Annotated in this window: 27 protein-coding genes; all 27 read left to right on the forward strand. The window is 36.0% G+C overall.

Translation table 11 applies throughout. The features are described from left to right. Positions 1-24 precede the first annotated feature (24 nt). On the forward strand, positions 25-852 hold the full coding sequence (locus FN001_RS07690) for a hypothetical protein (protein ID WP_142411438.1): 828 nt from the start codon (positions 25-27) through the stop codon (positions 850-852). Between the two features lie 440 nt (positions 853-1,292). Next, the gene (locus FN001_RS07695; RefSeq protein ID WP_279230961.1) at positions 1,293-2,144 is read left to right on the forward strand and encodes a DUF655 domain-containing protein; all 852 of its coding nucleotides are present in this window, start codon (positions 1,293-1,295) and stop codon (positions 2,142-2,144) included. Between the two features lie 44 nt (positions 2,145-2,188). Continuing rightward, positions 2,189-4,444, forward strand: a complete 2,256-nt coding sequence (locus FN001_RS07700; protein WP_142411440.1) for an AAA family ATPase — start codon at positions 2,189-2,191, stop codon at positions 4,442-4,444. Positions 4,445-4,448: 4 nt separating this feature from the next. Further along, on the forward strand, positions 4,449-4,865 hold the full coding sequence (locus FN001_RS07705) for a hypothetical protein (RefSeq protein WP_142411441.1): 417 nt from the start codon (positions 4,449-4,451) through the stop codon (positions 4,863-4,865). A gap of 12 nt (positions 4,866-4,877) precedes the next feature. Beyond that, complete coding sequence (locus FN001_RS18055) at positions 4,878-5,027, forward strand: hypothetical protein (RefSeq protein WP_185911870.1); 150 nt, start codon at positions 4,878-4,880, stop codon at positions 5,025-5,027. Between the two features lie 10 nt (positions 5,028-5,037). Then, on the forward strand, positions 5,038-5,481 hold the full coding sequence (locus FN001_RS07710; protein ID WP_142411442.1) for a hypothetical protein: 444 nt from the start codon (positions 5,038-5,040) through the stop codon (positions 5,479-5,481). Next, on the forward strand, positions 5,459-5,863 hold the full coding sequence (locus FN001_RS07715; protein WP_142411443.1) for a hypothetical protein: 405 nt from the start codon (positions 5,459-5,461) through the stop codon (positions 5,861-5,863). Before FN001_RS07710 ends, FN001_RS07715 begins: the two co-directional genes overlap by 23 nt. Positions 5,864-5,989: 126 nt before the next feature. Continuing rightward, complete coding sequence (locus tag FN001_RS07720) at positions 5,990-6,346, forward strand: hypothetical protein (protein WP_142411444.1); 357 nt, start codon at positions 5,990-5,992, stop codon at positions 6,344-6,346. 4 nt (positions 6,347-6,350) lie between these two features. After that, complete coding sequence (locus FN001_RS07725) at positions 6,351-6,593, forward strand: hypothetical protein (RefSeq protein WP_142411445.1); 243 nt, start codon at positions 6,351-6,353, stop codon at positions 6,591-6,593. Between the two features lie 8 nt (positions 6,594-6,601). After that, complete coding sequence (locus FN001_RS18060) at positions 6,602-6,775, forward strand: hypothetical protein (RefSeq protein WP_185911871.1); 174 nt, start codon at positions 6,602-6,604, stop codon at positions 6,773-6,775. Positions 6,776-6,799: 24 nt separating this feature from the next. Then, positions 6,800-7,081, forward strand: coding sequence for a hypothetical protein (locus tag FN001_RS07730; protein WP_142411446.1), 282 nt, complete (start codon positions 6,800-6,802; stop codon positions 7,079-7,081). A gap of 3 nt (positions 7,082-7,084) precedes the next feature. Continuing rightward, positions 7,085-7,444, forward strand: a complete 360-nt coding sequence (locus tag FN001_RS07735; RefSeq protein ID WP_142411447.1) for a hypothetical protein — start codon at positions 7,085-7,087, stop codon at positions 7,442-7,444. A 62-nt stretch (positions 7,445-7,506) separates the two neighbouring features. Further along, positions 7,507-7,986, forward strand: a complete 480-nt coding sequence (locus tag FN001_RS07740; protein ID WP_142411448.1) for a hypothetical protein — start codon at positions 7,507-7,509, stop codon at positions 7,984-7,986. 26 nt (positions 7,987-8,012) lie between these two features. Beyond that, a complete protein-coding gene (locus FN001_RS07745; RefSeq protein ID WP_142411449.1) occupies positions 8,013-8,339 on the forward strand; it encodes a hypothetical protein in 327 nt (108 codons plus the stop codon). Positions 8,340-8,391: 52 nt separating this feature from the next. Further along, positions 8,392-8,634: a hypothetical protein gene (locus FN001_RS07750; protein ID WP_142411450.1), complete on the forward strand. Its 243-nt coding sequence runs from the start codon at positions 8,392-8,394 to the stop codon at positions 8,632-8,634. 11 nt (positions 8,635-8,645) lie between these two features. Then, on the forward strand, positions 8,646-8,897 hold the full coding sequence (locus FN001_RS07755; protein WP_142411451.1) for a hypothetical protein: 252 nt from the start codon (positions 8,646-8,648) through the stop codon (positions 8,895-8,897). Positions 8,898-8,925: 28 nt separating this feature from the next. Further along, on the forward strand, positions 8,926-9,252 hold the full coding sequence (locus tag FN001_RS07760; RefSeq protein ID WP_142411452.1) for a hypothetical protein: 327 nt from the start codon (positions 8,926-8,928) through the stop codon (positions 9,250-9,252). Positions 9,253-9,629: 377 nt separating this feature from the next. Then, complete coding sequence (locus FN001_RS07770; RefSeq protein ID WP_142411454.1) at positions 9,630-9,914, forward strand: hypothetical protein; 285 nt, start codon at positions 9,630-9,632, stop codon at positions 9,912-9,914. Between the two features lie 14 nt (positions 9,915-9,928). After that, positions 9,929-10,258 (forward strand): hypothetical protein, encoded by a 330-nt coding sequence (locus tag FN001_RS07775; protein ID WP_142411455.1) that lies wholly within the window; start codon positions 9,929-9,931, stop codon positions 10,256-10,258. Between the two features lie 25 nt (positions 10,259-10,283). After that, positions 10,284-10,586 (forward strand): hypothetical protein, encoded by a 303-nt coding sequence (locus tag FN001_RS07780; protein WP_142411456.1) that lies wholly within the window; start codon positions 10,284-10,286, stop codon positions 10,584-10,586. Beyond that, positions 10,586-10,975, forward strand: coding sequence for a hypothetical protein (locus FN001_RS07785; RefSeq protein WP_142411457.1), 390 nt, complete (start codon positions 10,586-10,588; stop codon positions 10,973-10,975). Before FN001_RS07780 ends, FN001_RS07785 begins: the two co-directional genes overlap by 1 nt. 3 nt (positions 10,976-10,978) lie before the next feature. Next, on the forward strand, positions 10,979-11,266 hold the full coding sequence (locus FN001_RS07790; protein WP_142411458.1) for a crAss001_48 related protein: 288 nt from the start codon (positions 10,979-10,981) through the stop codon (positions 11,264-11,266). Then, positions 11,250-11,621 carry a hypothetical protein gene (locus tag FN001_RS07795; RefSeq protein WP_142411459.1) on the forward strand — a complete coding sequence of 124 codons (372 nt, stop codon included), beginning with the start codon at positions 11,250-11,252 and terminating at the stop codon, positions 11,619-11,621. Before FN001_RS07790 ends, FN001_RS07795 begins: the two co-directional genes overlap by 17 nt. An 11-nt stretch (positions 11,622-11,632) precedes the next feature. Continuing rightward, positions 11,633-12,337 carry a hypothetical protein gene (locus FN001_RS07800; RefSeq protein ID WP_142411460.1) on the forward strand — a complete coding sequence of 235 codons (705 nt, stop codon included), beginning with the start codon at positions 11,633-11,635 and terminating at the stop codon, positions 12,335-12,337. Further along, complete coding sequence (locus FN001_RS07805; protein ID WP_142411461.1) at positions 12,312-12,530, forward strand: hypothetical protein; 219 nt, start codon at positions 12,312-12,314, stop codon at positions 12,528-12,530. The genes FN001_RS07800 and FN001_RS07805 overlap by 26 nt, the downstream gene beginning before the upstream one ends. Then, a complete protein-coding gene (locus tag FN001_RS07810; RefSeq protein ID WP_142411462.1) occupies positions 12,527-12,892 on the forward strand; it encodes a hypothetical protein in 366 nt (121 codons plus the stop codon). The genes FN001_RS07805 and FN001_RS07810 overlap by 4 nt, the downstream gene beginning before the upstream one ends. Next, the gene (ligA, locus tag FN001_RS07815) at positions 12,889-14,838 is read left to right on the forward strand and encodes an NAD-dependent DNA ligase LigA (protein WP_142411463.1); all 1,950 of its coding nucleotides are present in this window, start codon (positions 12,889-12,891) and stop codon (positions 14,836-14,838) included. The genes FN001_RS07810 and ligA overlap by 4 nt, the downstream gene beginning before the upstream one ends.

Genomic DNA, 14,838 nt, shown 5'->3' on the forward strand with positions numbered 1-14,838 from the left:
ATGCTATATTTTTTTGGAGGACAAATGAAGAAAAAATATAGCGATTTAACAACAGAAGACAGAAAGACAATTATTGATTTCTATTATAAACACAAAGAAATAAAAGTCGGAGACATGAATAGATATTTAAATGTTTCCAAAAGAACATTAAGACAAGTTTTGGTAGATGCAGGAATTAATGCAAAGCTAAAAAATCGATATGTTATACAAAATGAAAACTATTTTGAAAATATAGATACAGAATTTAAGGCTTATATTTTAGGTTTTATATATGCAGATGGTTTTGTTGGTGATCATGATGATTTTTGTTTTGGGCTATCCGACAAATGTGAAGACAATTATAAGTTGTTAAATTATTTTAAAGAAGAGCTTGGAGCAAATTTAAATGTTCTTCAAACAAAGACACAAGATGGCTATGGACACTATATTTTCAAATTTTCAAATAAAAAAATAGTTTCTGATTTAAATAAATTAGGTGTTTTTCCGCGAAAATCTTTGAACATGACATATTTCCCTAATATTCCAGAACAATATATGAATCATTTTATTCGGGGTTATTTCGATGGAGACGGCTCAATTTTTACATATTATGATTCTTATGACAAGAGAAAAAGATATTGTATGGAAATTTTAGGAACACCAGATTTTTTAGAACAAATGCAATTAGTTATATGCAATTGTTGCAATGTGAAGCATACACGTTTACATGATGTAAAAAGAATACCAGGACTTACACGTATTGCATATAAAGGTATAAATAGTCTTGTGAAAATTAGAGAATACTTATACAAAAATGCCACTTATTATTTAACATACAAGCATGATAGATTTTACAATATTCAGCCCCTATAATTAGTGATAATTATAGAAAACTCAGAATATCAGGGGAAATCCTTAGAGCTTTATGTACTAAACATTTTCAGAAATGAAAATGTGGCGTTGCCAATCACAACGGTATAGTAATTAAGCATAAAGATTGGATAATCCTGAGAGATAGGCCTACGTTGTTATATACAATATGGCAAGCTCGCAACGACTACCAATGAGCATCCGAGTTTTAAAACAACGATGATGGTATAGTCTACTCCCCTAATAAATATCGGGAAACCGAGGGTATTAAGGATTGTTTTAATAAAAGTCATTCTGCTTTATATAGTATTATCACTCTTCAAACTGCTTATCTTAAAGCAAAATATTCTACTGAATTTTTCTGTGGTCTTCTAAATCAGAAGCGTAATGATTATGGTGCTTTAAATAAATACATTATCGATTCCAAGAACTTTAATGTCAAGATCCTTCCACCTCATATTAACCGCTCTGATAGGATCTTTTCCGTATACAGTAAAAAGATTTTGTTTGGGCTTGAGGCGATCAAAGGTGTTGGAAAAAAGTTCGTTGATTCTTTGATCGAAGAACGGTCGAGTCGGAAATTTGATAATTTTGACGACTTCTATGATCGTATGAATCCATCAATTTCTATTGTTATCAGTCTTGCAAAAGCTGGAGCTATTCCTTGTAAAAATAAAAAAGAGTTTCTATTATCTTTTGCTAAATCCCAGTTTAAAAATAAAGAGTACACACCAGTTTCTACTTTGCCAAAACTATCTGTATTAAAAGAGAAGTATGGTATAGACGGTGAAGTTATTAAAGCAAAAGAAGATCGATTAAAGCTTTACAACACTGCAAAAATGAAAGAATTCTATCGTACTCAGGACGAAAAAAATAAAAAAGCAATATCCGAATTTACCGAGAAATATTTAAAGAACGAGGATCTGTGGGAGTTCGAGGCACTATCGGTGTTTCTAACATATAATCCTTTCGAAAAAGCATACGAATTTATTGAAATGCCATTTGAAAGTGTTGACGACGGTGGGAAAGGCATCGTTGTTGGTGTTATTGCAAACATTCAAAAAAAGAAAGACAGAACTGGAAAGCAATTTGCGTTTATTTGGATGTATTCGGCCTTTGGACTAATTGAAGCAACGTGTTGGCATACACAGCTTAAACAGTATGAGGATTTAATTAAACGCGGAACCCAGGTCGCGATGCTTTGCGCGAAAAGCGACGATAAAGCGATTGTCAAGGAAATGAAAAGCTATGATCAATGGCTTGAAGATCGACAGTTAAAACAGAGAATATCATAGTGAGGAGTCAAATCCTCACTGTGATTTTACGAGAGGTGAAAAACTTGGAAGAAATTAAGTTCAAATGTATACCGGTAACACAACGTTATTATTCAGAAGATTCTAATTATGGCGTTTTCGTGTTTCATACAAAAGACGACATTCCCAAATATGACGCAGTCCCACAAGATCCTTTTGGTGGATATTTGGATGAAAATTTAAAAATGTCAATTCTTGCTGGAAACATGCAGCAATTATATATTGGATCAGAATACGAAGTAACTGCGACATTGGACTATAACAATAAATATAAGAACTATCAGTATAAACCAAAGTCTGTCGTGTCTGTTGCACCGAAAACAGAAGAGCAACAGAAAATGTTTCTCGAATCCATTGTTACAAAAAGACAGGCAGAGACTTTAATTGAAAAATACCCGAATATTGTACAGGATATTATTGATGGAACAGATAATGTTGATCTGACCAATCTTAAAGGTATTGGAGAACATACCTATAACTTGATTAAAGAAAAAGTTCTGAGTAATTATGTTATTTCTGACATTTTGGTCATGTTACAGCCTTTGGGGGTTACATACAATAAAATCAAAAAATTAATTTCCAACGAACCAAACCCAACTCTGCTAAAAGAAAAATTGATAGAAAACCCATATATTATGCTTCAAATTAAAGGGTTTGGTTTTAAAACAGTAGACCAATTGGCATTAAAGATTAATCCACAAATTCGAGTTTCTGCAAAACGAGTCTATGCCTTTATAGAGAATTACCTTGAAGAACTTGGGAATAGTAGTGGTCATACATGGGTAAATATTAATACTCTTGAAAACGCAGTAAGAGATAACCTTTTCGATTGTATGGATATATACAAAACGATTATGGATAACGAATGCAATAATGAGTTAATATTTCATATTGAGCGTGATATGGAGAAAAACAGAATTGGACTAAAAAGATATTATGAAAAAGAAAAGTCAATTCTTGATATTCTGAAAAAACTTAACAGTTATGACACTTTGGAAGTTTCTAATGATGATATTAAAGCTGGTATTTCTAAGTCAGAATCGGATCAAGGGTTCTTTTTAACAGAAGAACAGCGTTCAGTTGTAGAGAATAGTATTAATAGCAATGTTGTTATTATTACAGGAAAAGCAGGAAGTGGTAAAACTTCAATTTCTCGCGCAATCTTAAACGTTTACAAAAAGGCAGGATATTCAATTTCATGTTGTGCATTATCAGCGATGGCGGCACAAAGAATCACAGAAGCGACTGGATTTCCAGCGTGTACGATCCATAGACTGTTAGGATATACTCCCAAAGGATTTTCATTTAATCATATCGACCCTCTTCCTTCTGATGTAATTCTTGTCGATGAATGCTCGATGATCAATGTTGGAATTTTTCATGCAATTCTTGACGCAGTTCAAGAGGGAAAGAAAATCATCATGTGTGGTGACAACAGACAGCTTCCACCAATCGGATATGGAAATGTGTTTGGCGATCTTTTAGAATTCAAAAATGAATTTGCAATTTACAGGCTTACAAAAGTTTTAAGACAAGCAGAAAAGTCTGGTATTTTAATGGACGCGAATAAAATCAGAGGAGGAATTTATCCAATTAATGGACCAGAACTCCGTATTGTAAATGGAGAATTGCAAGATATGATTTACATGTTCAGAGAATCCAGAGAAGCATTACAGAATATCGCCATTAAAACATATATGAAAACGGTCGAGCAAGAAGGCATGGACAGCGTCGTGATTATTACCCCAAGACGTGAAAAGTGCGGAAACAGCGCATTGGAAATCAACAAAAGGATTACGGATCTGCTGTTTAAACCATCTGAAAAGCATGTTCAATATGGAGAAAGAATATATTATGTAGGCTCAAAGGTGATGCAGACAGACAACGACTATGAAAAAAATGTGTTTAATGGAGAAATCGGATATATAAAAAATATTTCTGATGTTGAAATCGATGGAAAAAAGTCAATACAACTTGAAATTGAATTCAAATTAGGCGACCAGAAAAAGATGGTTGTTTATGATAAAAGTGAACTTGATCAATTGGATTTGGCATACGCAGCCACATGTCATAAATTGCAAGGAAGTGGCATTAAAAATGTCATCATTATTATTGATATGACGCATTATACGCTACTTGACACTTGTATGCTTTACACGGCAATCACGAGAGCAAAAAAGAGATGTCTTCTATTGGCAGAACCGGCAGCGTTTAAGATGTGTATGACAAACAATAAAAGCGTTTCCAGACATACCTGGTTATCGCTTCAGGAAGGAGAATAAATCTATGACATTTGGCACAGCTACATTGGACATGCCGACCGGCTATAAAATACTTACTCCTCAAATGGAGCTTACATACCTTAATGTGCAGCCTCTAACGATCCACAGAGACTTTATATACGTCGTTATGATGTGTGAACGCATGGGAGTCAAAAATTTCTTCCCAGACTTCGGTTCAAGCCGTCTGGTGGGCTGGTACGGCTCCTATGAAACGGCAGTTTCAGCGGTTACTGAAAACTGGTGCGGGATCGACGAATGCTGCTATGATTATGCTTTAATCGAGAAAATCGAGGAGGGGTTGTATAAGCCAGCCAATAGCAGCGAGCGTTGGTGGTTTAAATACGACCAGGTGACTAATACATATGTTTCGGTAAAAGAACCGAAAGAATATGAAAGTTACAGTGGTTTTACTATTGGATAGGAGAATAACAAAATGAAAAAATTGGCAAAGATCATTGGAATTTCAGGATTGGTTACATGGATTGCATGTTTAGTGATGCTGAAACAAGAATTTGGAACAACGGCATGGTTTATGGGGCTTGGCTGTGGCATCGGTATGGGATTTGCAAGGTTGTTGAATTAGCGGAGGAAACATGATTTACAGAGAACGAAAAGACATTTGGAAGTTAATTGATTCGCATAAGAATAAACCTATCTGGGCGTGTGCTTATGAACTGCAAAATAATAAAAACAAAAATGGCCTTATTCAAAAACCGATACAAGGTGAAATTTATGAAGATGGTTATAGAGCTTATTTTGCTCCATACAAAAAGGATTCAAAGAATCTCGCAAAATCCAAGGAAGTCTTAGCAGATTTGAGTCGTTATTATGCTGATACGTATGAGGAATGCGTAGAGCTTTACAATTCTCTTGTCGATGAAAAGATTATGTATTTTTGGCAGAGAATGAGAGAGTGTGCGAAAGACATGATTGGAGACAACGAACCCATTTGTGATAATTACGAAGATCGGCAATTATTTGATCTTTTTATTAGACTTGATCCGGAGGCTTCAAATGACGCTAGAAAAAATAATTGATGAATTCAAGCTGCAGAAGTTGGGAGTCTATATTCTCGGAAAGAAAGACATAAATTTGTTGAAAATAAAATTGTTCAAATATATAGATGTCTATGAATACTGGTACGACAATGAAGATTATCCTGACGATAATACTTGGATCGATGTTGAAGGAATTGGATACGGTTGGATCTGGAGTGGAAGTCGGCTACGCCGTCACTCTAAGCTTTTACAGCGCAGGGCAATTATAGAACATGCAGAAAGACTATTGAAGCTTCTTCCCGAAAACGGAGATATGATTCATTATCGTCTCGGCGATTGCTATTATTACGGATTTATGATTGGCGATCAGTGTTATGTGCAGATTCGAGTGAGTGATGAAGAATTGGATTTAATAGTATGAGAGAAAAAGAATATGAGAACATGATTCGCTTTTATAGGAGGCATCCAGATATTTTTGCGGAAGAATGTTTGGGATATAAGCTCTCGTTATATCAGAAAATTTTAATAAGGCTGTGTAGGAGAAAATATGACAACAGACGAAATCAAGAAATCATTAAGCTGCGTGTACGGAGAAATTCAACTCAAAGGTTCTCAAGAGGCCCTTGGAAAATATTTCGGTGCATTGAAAGAATGTGTCGAAATATTAGATAAATATGAGACGTTGAAGAAGAAAAATCAGTATCAGCAAATCGCAAAGTTAATTCGAGAAACACGAGATAACCCTCAAGAGAATTCTAATAAAAATACCATCATTGATAAGTTTGTCTCCAAGGTTAAATTAAAATATCTTGGCGTTCATCCAGACGAATTACATAATCCGCACTATGCAGAAGACATTGTTGAAACAATTAAAGAGATTGCAGAAGATCTAAAGGAGGAATAACTCAATGGAAGTAGAGTGCGAAGTTGAAACCGTTTTGGTAAAAATGAAGTGCGACAAATGTGGGAAAGGATTTATGGAAAAATCAGGAGAGGTTGTGCTAATGACATATCCGCCACAGTTTCCGCATAAATGCAATAATTGTGAACACATGGAGAATTATACAAAGCAGTATCCATATATAAAATATGTAACCACAATACATAATGGCGATTATTTCGATAAAGATATGTCAGCAATTAGTTTTTAGGATGAAGCATGGAGGAATTAAATAATATTGAACTATTATATGCCGCAAAACACAATCTTCCGTTGTTTGCAAATCAATACAACGAGCTAGAAAGAGCGGCATTAAAAGAAAAAGCGGCACAGGAACATATTGATAGATTAAAGAAAATAGAAGATCGAAAAAAGAAAATTTTATTCGGATAAAACCGTTGTTTCAGGAGGAAGAAAATGAAAGTCATGGAGCTGATAAAAAAGCTGAACGAGATAGGATATGATGAAAACACAGAATTAGAGTTTAGTTTTACAGACACTGATACGGGCGAATGGTATGTTATTCCGTTTGAGAAATTTTGGTACGGAGAAGAATTAACAGGAGATCCATACTGTAAGGATATCATCGATATTGGCATACAAGTCGATACAGCAAAAGAGCATATCAACGCGAAGATAGAAAGGCATCTCGATAAGGTTGCCAGCAAGCTAAACCACATTATGTATGAAGGATTATAGCCTATGATAAGAGATCCAAAAGAAAAATATGTTAGTGATTGCCTAAATTCGGTTTCGATACATAAATTTTTTCCAATTTTATTCTATTATCGTTGCGACAAGTGTGGTATGGAATACAAAAGAGAGCTTATGTATGAATGTGAATTTAGAGATTGTACGACGTCTTTTGTTCTACGCAATATGGGATGTTCTCATTGTTTTTCCTCTAAAAATGATTTTAGAAAATGGTTGGAGAAAACAGGAAAATTATATACAAAAGAGTTTTTGGAAGATTATTATGATCATCCGCTTAAGTTCTTTTCGGCAAATGGTGATAGGTCTGTAATTTTCGACGAAGATATAAAAGAAAAATTTCGAGAGTAGGTGATTCCATGCGTTGCAGCGAATGTCCTTATGGTGAATACGATTATACTCGAAGAGTAAATATGTATGATGCTATTGTTGCAGAACAGGGGATTCCAAATGATGTTTACGGCGATATGTCACGAGATGAGGCGATAAAACAAGCAGAAGAGTATTGCTGGTGCGACAAAGTTGGTGGCAAAGTCATTTGGGCAGGACACTGCTCTGAGATGCATGAGCCTGATCTGGTAGTAAAACCTTCGAGTTCCTGTAGACGAAAACATGATAAAAGAGAAAGATATATCCGACATCAGCGTCATCTTAAATGGCTGGCAGAAAATTGTTCTGGATATCCATTTCCTGTTACTCTTGAAGATGAGATATGGATCAGTTGGGGTATAAGGTTTAAACGCCAAAAGCCATACTATAAAAGATGGTATCGAAAGAAAAGGTCAAAATATTATAAAAGACAATCCAGTAAGAGAATTCGACGATACAAAGGAGAATTAAAAAATGGATGGAGTTGCCATAAATTGTATGGATTTTGGAACGAAATGTGCTGATGAAACGTGAATTTTAGGAGATGGACATGGATGTTGAAGAGATCAAACAATTAGCAAAACAGGATATAAACAATTATAAAACCAGAAGAGAAGAATTCTATAACAATCCTATGCATTGGGATAACAACAAAAGAAGAAATGCTAACTTGCCGGTTCTCAGAGGGAATCTAAATAAATATAGATCAAAAGTATTTCGATCTTCGGTTTCCTCATCTGAACTTTTTAAGGAAATAGAAATGGAAATTAACAAGATTATTTCAAATTGTGCATTTAGTAGCAGTTACTTTGATGAATTTGTAAAGGTCGAGGATTCTGCCAGACAAGTAGCAAAAGAATCCTTGTATATTTTATAAGATTTAAACTTGTTTAAGTCATATGTAATGAAGAAGTTTGGAGAAATATTAAATGATCAAAAAATATAAATGTAAAGAGAATCTTTGCCTCGAAATACGTAATTATGATGGATTCCCAACTGACAAATACGATACTGTACAAAAGGATACCATCTGGAAGGAAGATCCTTACGATATGTATAGGATTTGTGATGGACCAAAGACAGTAAGATTAGAGAGTGTTGACCCACAAATTTTATACTGGCTAGAAATCACAAAAGAAACGTTAGAGTGTTATTTCGAAGCAATAGAATAAGAGGATTTTGTATGAAAAAATCAGAGAAAAATGAGATTCTAAAGTGGGCTGCAACTAAATCTGATGCACGGTTAGAGAAAGAATATTACGATGGAGTATACGATTCACTTGGAACTCTTGTGGACGGAATGATCGAGCTTGGTTATGACCTTGCGGACATCCAAGAGAGAAGAGAATATGAGAAGTTTCTTCGCGAAAAGAATGGTTTGATCGGTTGGATTTGTGAACAACGCGGTATCGAACTATGGAAAGGTATAAAATAATATCTGATGGCAGGAAGGTGAGAGGAAAATGAGAATCGTAAAAATAAATCGTCACTATGACTTCAAAATTAAAATTGGAAATAACTATGTGACCGTTGCGACACTTATCCCTTGGCAATTCACTTGCCGTTATAAGTACGAATTGTATTTCTATTATTATGGTTCTGAATACGAAGACGGGCTGTATCCTTGTGACCGTAGAAATGGAAATGAATCAATTACATTATACGAGCGTCAAGATGAATTTTTTAAAGATTTTCTCATAAGGGTACAACATATTGTACAGAAAAAATTATATACCATAGGAACTTCAATAATGGAAGAAATAAAATATACTGAAAAAATCAACTGTTGAAATCGCACTTTCAAAAGGAGAAAAATAAATGGTAGATATGTTCAAAATGGCGAATATTTTTCAGACCAATCACCGGAACGGCACAGTATCCACTGTTACTGATTATTCGTTCAAATTTACTACTGTCCAGAAGAATGACAAAATGAAGGAAGTTATATATTTCGAGTCGTATTTTGTGGAATTATAAACATGAGTAAAGCAAAAAAGAAGCAACGACCACAACCTCCAAAATGGTTTTGGTTGGATACAGATGGTTGCTGGTTTTGTAAAAACAGAAGCAACTGCAACGGATGCAGAATCCTAAAATATCAGCAAGTATTGGAACGAGAACGACGAGAGAGAAAGAAGAACTACGAAAAAAACGGAAGTGATATAACATGACAAGGCTGGTTGAAGTAGAGACAATTAAACGATTTGCTGGCAACTATTATGTTTTGGACGAGATGAGAATTTCCTTAGACTCCATCAGAGTCGCTGAACTTCGCAAAGACAACATGATTGGGAACAATGTTTGTTTTGACATCAAAGTTGCTGGGACGAGAAAGGGTGCAATTAGAATTGTTCCTGTGTCGAATGCAAATAATTTTTTACTTACATATAGGCGACTTATAGAATCGTCTAAAATAAAAATATTTCCTTCTGATGAAACAATTGGGAATTAAAAATGGGGGGCAATATGGAAAAATTAAATGTTGGTGATTTTGTTGGAATGCTTCAAAAAAGAGAAAAAGATGGGGAAACATTCTGGCGGCTTATCGAAGATAAGATCAACAAGATCACAATCACAAAAACATATGGTAGAAGATATTTTACAAAATCTAAATTCTATCCATTAGATGCAGATGATATAGATAGTAATACAAAGATTATGGAAGAGTCAATCGGAAAGGATTGGATTCTTACGAATGAGATCTTTGGTCTAAATGAAAAGACGCGCCCATATGCAGAAAGATGGGTTAAATGGGCGAATGAGAATATAGATAAAGCCGTAAGTGTTTTGGAATAAAATATGTTTTTCATAGGAGGTATATATGGCAGTAAGCAATGGCAATTATTACAAACCTGATGAAGCTTTGCATGAGCTGCAAGTTCAGAAAACCATCCTGAGAACAGCTATTGATATCCAGGTTGCTTTACGTATTCTGGTAGAGAAGGGTGTTGTTTCTCGTGACGAGGTAGCAGCGTATCGCAAGGAAGTATCTGATAGCCCTAAATATAAGATTCCGATGGATGATATTCAGCGTCAGAAAGCTGGATTCCAGGCGGCAAAAGATAACCCGCAGGAATACTTAAGCGCTTTACTCAAAGCAAAAATGAATGGAGATATTCGATAATGATTTGCAAATATCCACCAGATAGCAGAATGCATAATGCATGTATCTTGTGTAACGAAAGAGATCTATGTGGAGGTATACATACAATGCTTTATAATGACAAACCATTCAATACAATTCCGATGCCCGAAGTAAAAACACCAAGAGATGATTTTCTGGATGCAAAGGAAGCATATAAAGCAACAAGTGAGATAATCGATGAATACGATACGACAGAAATTCAAAATTTAAAAGAGCATATACTTGATGCTATAAAAGAGGGCAAATTTGGTTTTACTGCTTATGGTGAGCTGAGTGATTTAACAAAAGAATATTTTGAAAATAAAAATTATAAAATAAAAACCAACGGATATTTTTATACCATTTCATGGAGAAATAAGGAGAAATAAATTATGAAGACATTAAAAGAGACTTGTGAACTTATGTGTAGCACCGATTATAAGGAAAGGTTTATTGCGGAGTATGAGCAACTTTCTTGCAGACTTACCGGTCTTGTGATTATGCGAGAGAAAATGGATCATGGTACATTAAACTTTACGCCAACCTGCCCAGGAAGTCTTTACGATTTACAGATTCGCGCGATGAAGGATTACCTCACTGTTCTTGAAACAAGAGCCGTTATCGAAGGTATTGATCTACACAAGGATGAACAGGGTGGAGTAGATGTTAAAATCGACTAAAACACATTTTGTATTTCTTTTGGCAGTTCTATTGTTTCTAATTGGGTGCGGTCGCACTACTGAAAATTCCGTTGAGTCAACAGAAAGAGAGAATATTACATATAGCCGCGAGGATGTTGTAGGTAGAATCGCTGATCTCAATATACGGCACTGGTATGATCAGACCGACAAATATGAGTGGCGGATCATCGTGAAGTATGAGGATTTAACACTGATTAACGACGGAGCGGTAGATGGATATGATAACGCGCCGAGCTTTGCAAATAAGAAGATTGGTGGCAGAGTAGAACTGGAAGTAGTCACTAAGTATTCCAATGGACAAAAAGTTGGAAGATGCATCAGTGCAATTAAATAGGAGAGTGAAGTATGAAATTTGAAAATACGATGGTAACAAATTTTGAAAATGCCATTCTTGGCGCAAGAAACCCAATGGAAAGCCATAAAAGAATGGACAGCTTTTACAATGAAAACGGAGAATATATTCTCGGTCCAAATGATTTAGGACTCATGCAGCGTTTATTAAAAGCATCTATGGCTCAGGGTAATTCTCATAGTAAGTTTATGAGACAGATTCTGGTAAGTGTAAATATTACGGCCCCGCTTTATTGGTGGAAGGAAGCCGATCAGTATCGTGTGGGAGTAACTACAAACAGTGAGAGTACCATGCACCGGTTGGCTAAGACACCGATCACACTGGATTGTTTTGAAATCGATGATTATGATCCAGAGCTTTCGCTGGCATATGATGAAGAGAAAGATGATGATTATGACGATGGACTGGACGACATCTCTGTATATGTTGAAGACATGATTATGGTGATGGAGAATCTTAGAAAAGCATACCTGGCTACAAATGATAAGCGTTATTGGAAAGAGTTGATCCGATTACTGCCGGAAGGATGGCTTCAGAAAAGAATGACGACTCTGAATTATCAGGTACTCCGCCAGATGTACTTTGATCGTAGATACCATAAACTCACGGAATGGTCCAAATCTTTTGTAGAGTGGATTAAGACTCTGCCGTATGCGGAAGAGTTAATCATGTATGAAGGAAATGGTAAGAATGCGTGATCCGAATAGATTAGATGGATTCTATGCCGAGTTGTGTAGGGTTCACCGTACATATTTCAGCGATTGGCGTTTCGGTCAGCTTATGATGAATTTCTTGGGTAATGTTGCTTCATCAGGAAGAGATCCATTCTTTCCAGAAGAAGACGAAATGTTGAAACTGTTATATAAATACGTAGGAGAGGAGAATAAATGATCAATATCGGAGATGCATTTTTTGAGTACCTTAATTCAATCCTTGAAACAGCAACAAGATATGGCGGTGATTTAGGTGGGCCATATTTTGTAGAAGAATACAAGACAGAATTAACAAAAGAACTTTTTGAGTTATTACATTGGCTTGGAAAAACTAAAGAATACACGGTCGCAACAGAAAATGATTTTTTTAGAATTGTAAAGCCGGTAAAAGATCCAATCAAGGCGAATTGTCGAGAGGTGACAGTTTCAAAAGAATTAATGAAAGAATATGATGAAATGGTTCAAAAGCATGTCGATGATCTTCTAAAGCGTCATACAAGTAACAATGAAGAATCGTATTCTGAGGAGGATAATAAATGACAGAAGGATACGACAAAGACCTTAACCGATTAAAGACCCTCACAGCAGAGCTACACAAAGCCTCTGTAGCTTATTATCAAGATGACAAGCCGTTTATGTCGGATAAGAATTATGACGATCTATATGACGCGTTGGAAGCCCTTGAAAACAAAATGGGTATTTCATTAGCCGGGAGTCCAACGCAGAAAGTTCAGGGATACGTCTTGGATGGATTTAAAAAAGTCACCCATTCAAAGCCAATGCTTAGCGCGGCAAAAACAAAAGATCCTACAGAAATCAAGAAATTCCTCAAGGATAATAAGTGGTACTGTTCATTTAAGCTTGATGGCCTGACACTGGTCGTAAAATATAAGAACGGTAAATTTGTTCAGGGTATCACTCGCGGAAACGGTACTATCGGAGAAGATGTTACTGAAGCTTGCCGGTTTATTCAGAATTTGCCAATGAAAATTAACACCACAGAAGACATCGAAGTTCGAGGAGAATGTGTGATTTCTTGGGGAGAATTTAATCGTATCAATTCGGAACTGGAAGAGCTGTATTCTCATCCGAGAAATTTGGCAGCAGGAACACTGAGAAATCTCGATCTTAATATTGTCCGAGATAGAAAACTTTCATTTATCCCGTTTGAGCTTGTGTCGCCAGAGATCGAATCCAAATGGGAAGGCATGGAGTATCTCGACAATCTTGGCTTTTCCACCGTTCAGAGAATTATGGGTGTCACGGTCGATCAGGCGGTTGAGACGATGAACCCAGAAAAATATGAGTATCCTTGTGACGGTCTGATTTTTGAACTAAACAGTGTTAAGATTTCCAAAGCCGCTGGTGCAACTGCGCACCACGAGTCATGCCGTATGGCATTAAAGTATGCCGACGATTTATACGAAACTACACTTGGAAATGTAGAGTGGAGCATTTCTAAGAGTGGACTTCTCAACCCTGTTGCAGTTTTCTCGCCCGTGGACTTAGAGGGTGCAATCACTACAAGAGCAACACTCCACAATATTACATATATTAAGAATCTGAAGCTTGGTGTCGGTGACCGAATCCATGTATATCGTAGCAATATGGTTATTCCGCGTGTACACGACAGCATTGACAAATCAGATAATGTTCCAATCCCTCAAACTTGCCCTGTTTGTGGCGGCGAAACGAAGATTGTAAAAGAGAATGATTCTGAGGTTCTTGTTTGTGCAAATCCTGATTGTCAGGGAAAACTTCTCTACAAACTTTCTCATTTCGCAAACAGAAATGCGCTTAATATCGAAGGATTGTCTGAATCCACAATCCAGTTCTTACTCAAAAGAAAATGGGTAAATTGTTTTAAAGATTTGTACTATTTAAAAGATCATGAGGTTGAATGGACGAGGTTCCCTGGATTTGGAACAAAATCTGTAACAAGTATTCTGTCTGCTATCGAGAAAAGCAGAGAAACAACGCTGGATAGATTCCTCTATGGCTTAAGTATCCCCATGGTGGGTAAAACTGCCAGTGAGATGATCGCCAAAGCTTGTGACTATGATTTTAATACGTTTATGGTGACAATGACGCTTACAGGCGCTAATTTCTTCAATTATCTTGATGGCGTTGGTCCGTCTATTATTCAGTCATTAGATCATTATTTTAATATAGAATGCTCTAATATCTTCCAGCTTTCCAAAGAATTCAATTTTAATATTCCAAAAGTAGTAAACCTGAATCTTTCTTCCGAAGTTTCCGGCAAGACGTTTGTGATCACCGGTTCTGTGGAACATTTTCCAAATCGTGATGCTGTTAAGGACGCAATCGTAAATCACGGCGGGAAAGTAGTTGGATCGGTGAGCAGTAAAGTAAATTATCTCGTAAATAATGATATTAACAGCACCTCATCTAAGAATAAAAAAGCGAAAGAATTAGGTGTGAAGATTATCACAGAGGACGAACTGATCAAAATGTTAGGAGATTAA

The sequence above is a fragment of the Clostridium sp. Marseille-P7770 genome, from assembly GCF_902143525.1.
GTDB lineage: Bacteria > Bacillota > Clostridia > Lachnospirales > Lachnospiraceae > Pilosibacter.

Coding starts and splice junctions, on each gene's coding strand:
- FN001_RS07795 (WP_142411459.1), top strand. CDS start 11,250: ATGTTAAAATCGACTAAAACACATTTTGTATTTCTTTTGGCAGTTCTA.
- FN001_RS18055 (WP_185911870.1), top strand. CDS start 4,878: ATGAAAAAATTGGCAAAGATCATTGGAATTTCAGGATTGGTTACATGG.
- FN001_RS07780 (WP_142411456.1), top strand. CDS start 10,284: ATGGCAGTAAGCAATGGCAATTATTACAAACCTGATGAAGCTTTGCAT.
- FN001_RS07800 (WP_142411460.1), top strand. CDS start 11,633: ATGAAATTTGAAAATACGATGGTAACAAATTTTGAAAATGCCATTCTT.
- FN001_RS18060 (WP_185911871.1), top strand. CDS start 6,602: ATGGAGGAATTAAATAATATTGAACTATTATATGCCGCAAAACACAAT.
- FN001_RS07730 (WP_142411446.1), top strand. CDS start 6,800: ATGAAAGTCATGGAGCTGATAAAAAAGCTGAACGAGATAGGATATGAT.
- FN001_RS07760 (WP_142411452.1), top strand. CDS start 8,926: ATGAGAATCGTAAAAATAAATCGTCACTATGACTTCAAAATTAAAATT.
- FN001_RS07805 (WP_142411461.1), top strand. CDS start 12,312: ATGAAGGAAATGGTAAGAATGCGTGATCCGAATAGATTAGATGGATTC.
- FN001_RS07755 (WP_142411451.1), top strand. CDS start 8,646: ATGAAAAAATCAGAGAAAAATGAGATTCTAAAGTGGGCTGCAACTAAA.
- FN001_RS07690 (WP_142411438.1), top strand. CDS start 25: ATGAAGAAAAAATATAGCGATTTAACAACAGAAGACAGAAAGACAATT.
- FN001_RS07725 (WP_142411445.1), top strand. CDS start 6,351: ATGGAAGTAGAGTGCGAAGTTGAAACCGTTTTGGTAAAAATGAAGTGC.
- FN001_RS07775 (WP_142411455.1), top strand. CDS start 9,929: ATGGAAAAATTAAATGTTGGTGATTTTGTTGGAATGCTTCAAAAAAGA.
- FN001_RS07720 (WP_142411444.1), top strand. CDS start 5,990: ATGACAACAGACGAAATCAAGAAATCATTAAGCTGCGTGTACGGAGAA.
- FN001_RS07705 (WP_142411441.1), top strand. CDS start 4,449: ATGACATTTGGCACAGCTACATTGGACATGCCGACCGGCTATAAAATA.
- ligA (WP_142411463.1), top strand. CDS start 12,889: ATGACAGAAGGATACGACAAAGACCTTAACCGATTAAAGACCCTCACA.
- FN001_RS07750 (WP_142411450.1), top strand. CDS start 8,392: ATGATCAAAAAATATAAATGTAAAGAGAATCTTTGCCTCGAAATACGT.
- FN001_RS07735 (WP_142411447.1), top strand. CDS start 7,085: ATGATAAGAGATCCAAAAGAAAAATATGTTAGTGATTGCCTAAATTCG.
- FN001_RS07740 (WP_142411448.1), top strand. CDS start 7,507: ATGTATGATGCTATTGTTGCAGAACAGGGGATTCCAAATGATGTTTAC.
- FN001_RS07710 (WP_142411442.1), top strand. CDS start 5,038: ATGATTTACAGAGAACGAAAAGACATTTGGAAGTTAATTGATTCGCAT.
- FN001_RS07745 (WP_142411449.1), top strand. CDS start 8,013: ATGGATGTTGAAGAGATCAAACAATTAGCAAAACAGGATATAAACAAT.
- FN001_RS07715 (WP_142411443.1), top strand. CDS start 5,459: ATGACGCTAGAAAAAATAATTGATGAATTCAAGCTGCAGAAGTTGGGA.
- FN001_RS07790 (WP_142411458.1), top strand. CDS start 10,979: ATGAAGACATTAAAAGAGACTTGTGAACTTATGTGTAGCACCGATTAT.
- FN001_RS07785 (WP_142411457.1), top strand. CDS start 10,586: ATGATTTGCAAATATCCACCAGATAGCAGAATGCATAATGCATGTATC.
- FN001_RS07810 (WP_142411462.1), top strand. CDS start 12,527: ATGATCAATATCGGAGATGCATTTTTTGAGTACCTTAATTCAATCCTT.
- FN001_RS07770 (WP_142411454.1), top strand. CDS start 9,630: ATGACAAGGCTGGTTGAAGTAGAGACAATTAAACGATTTGCTGGCAAC.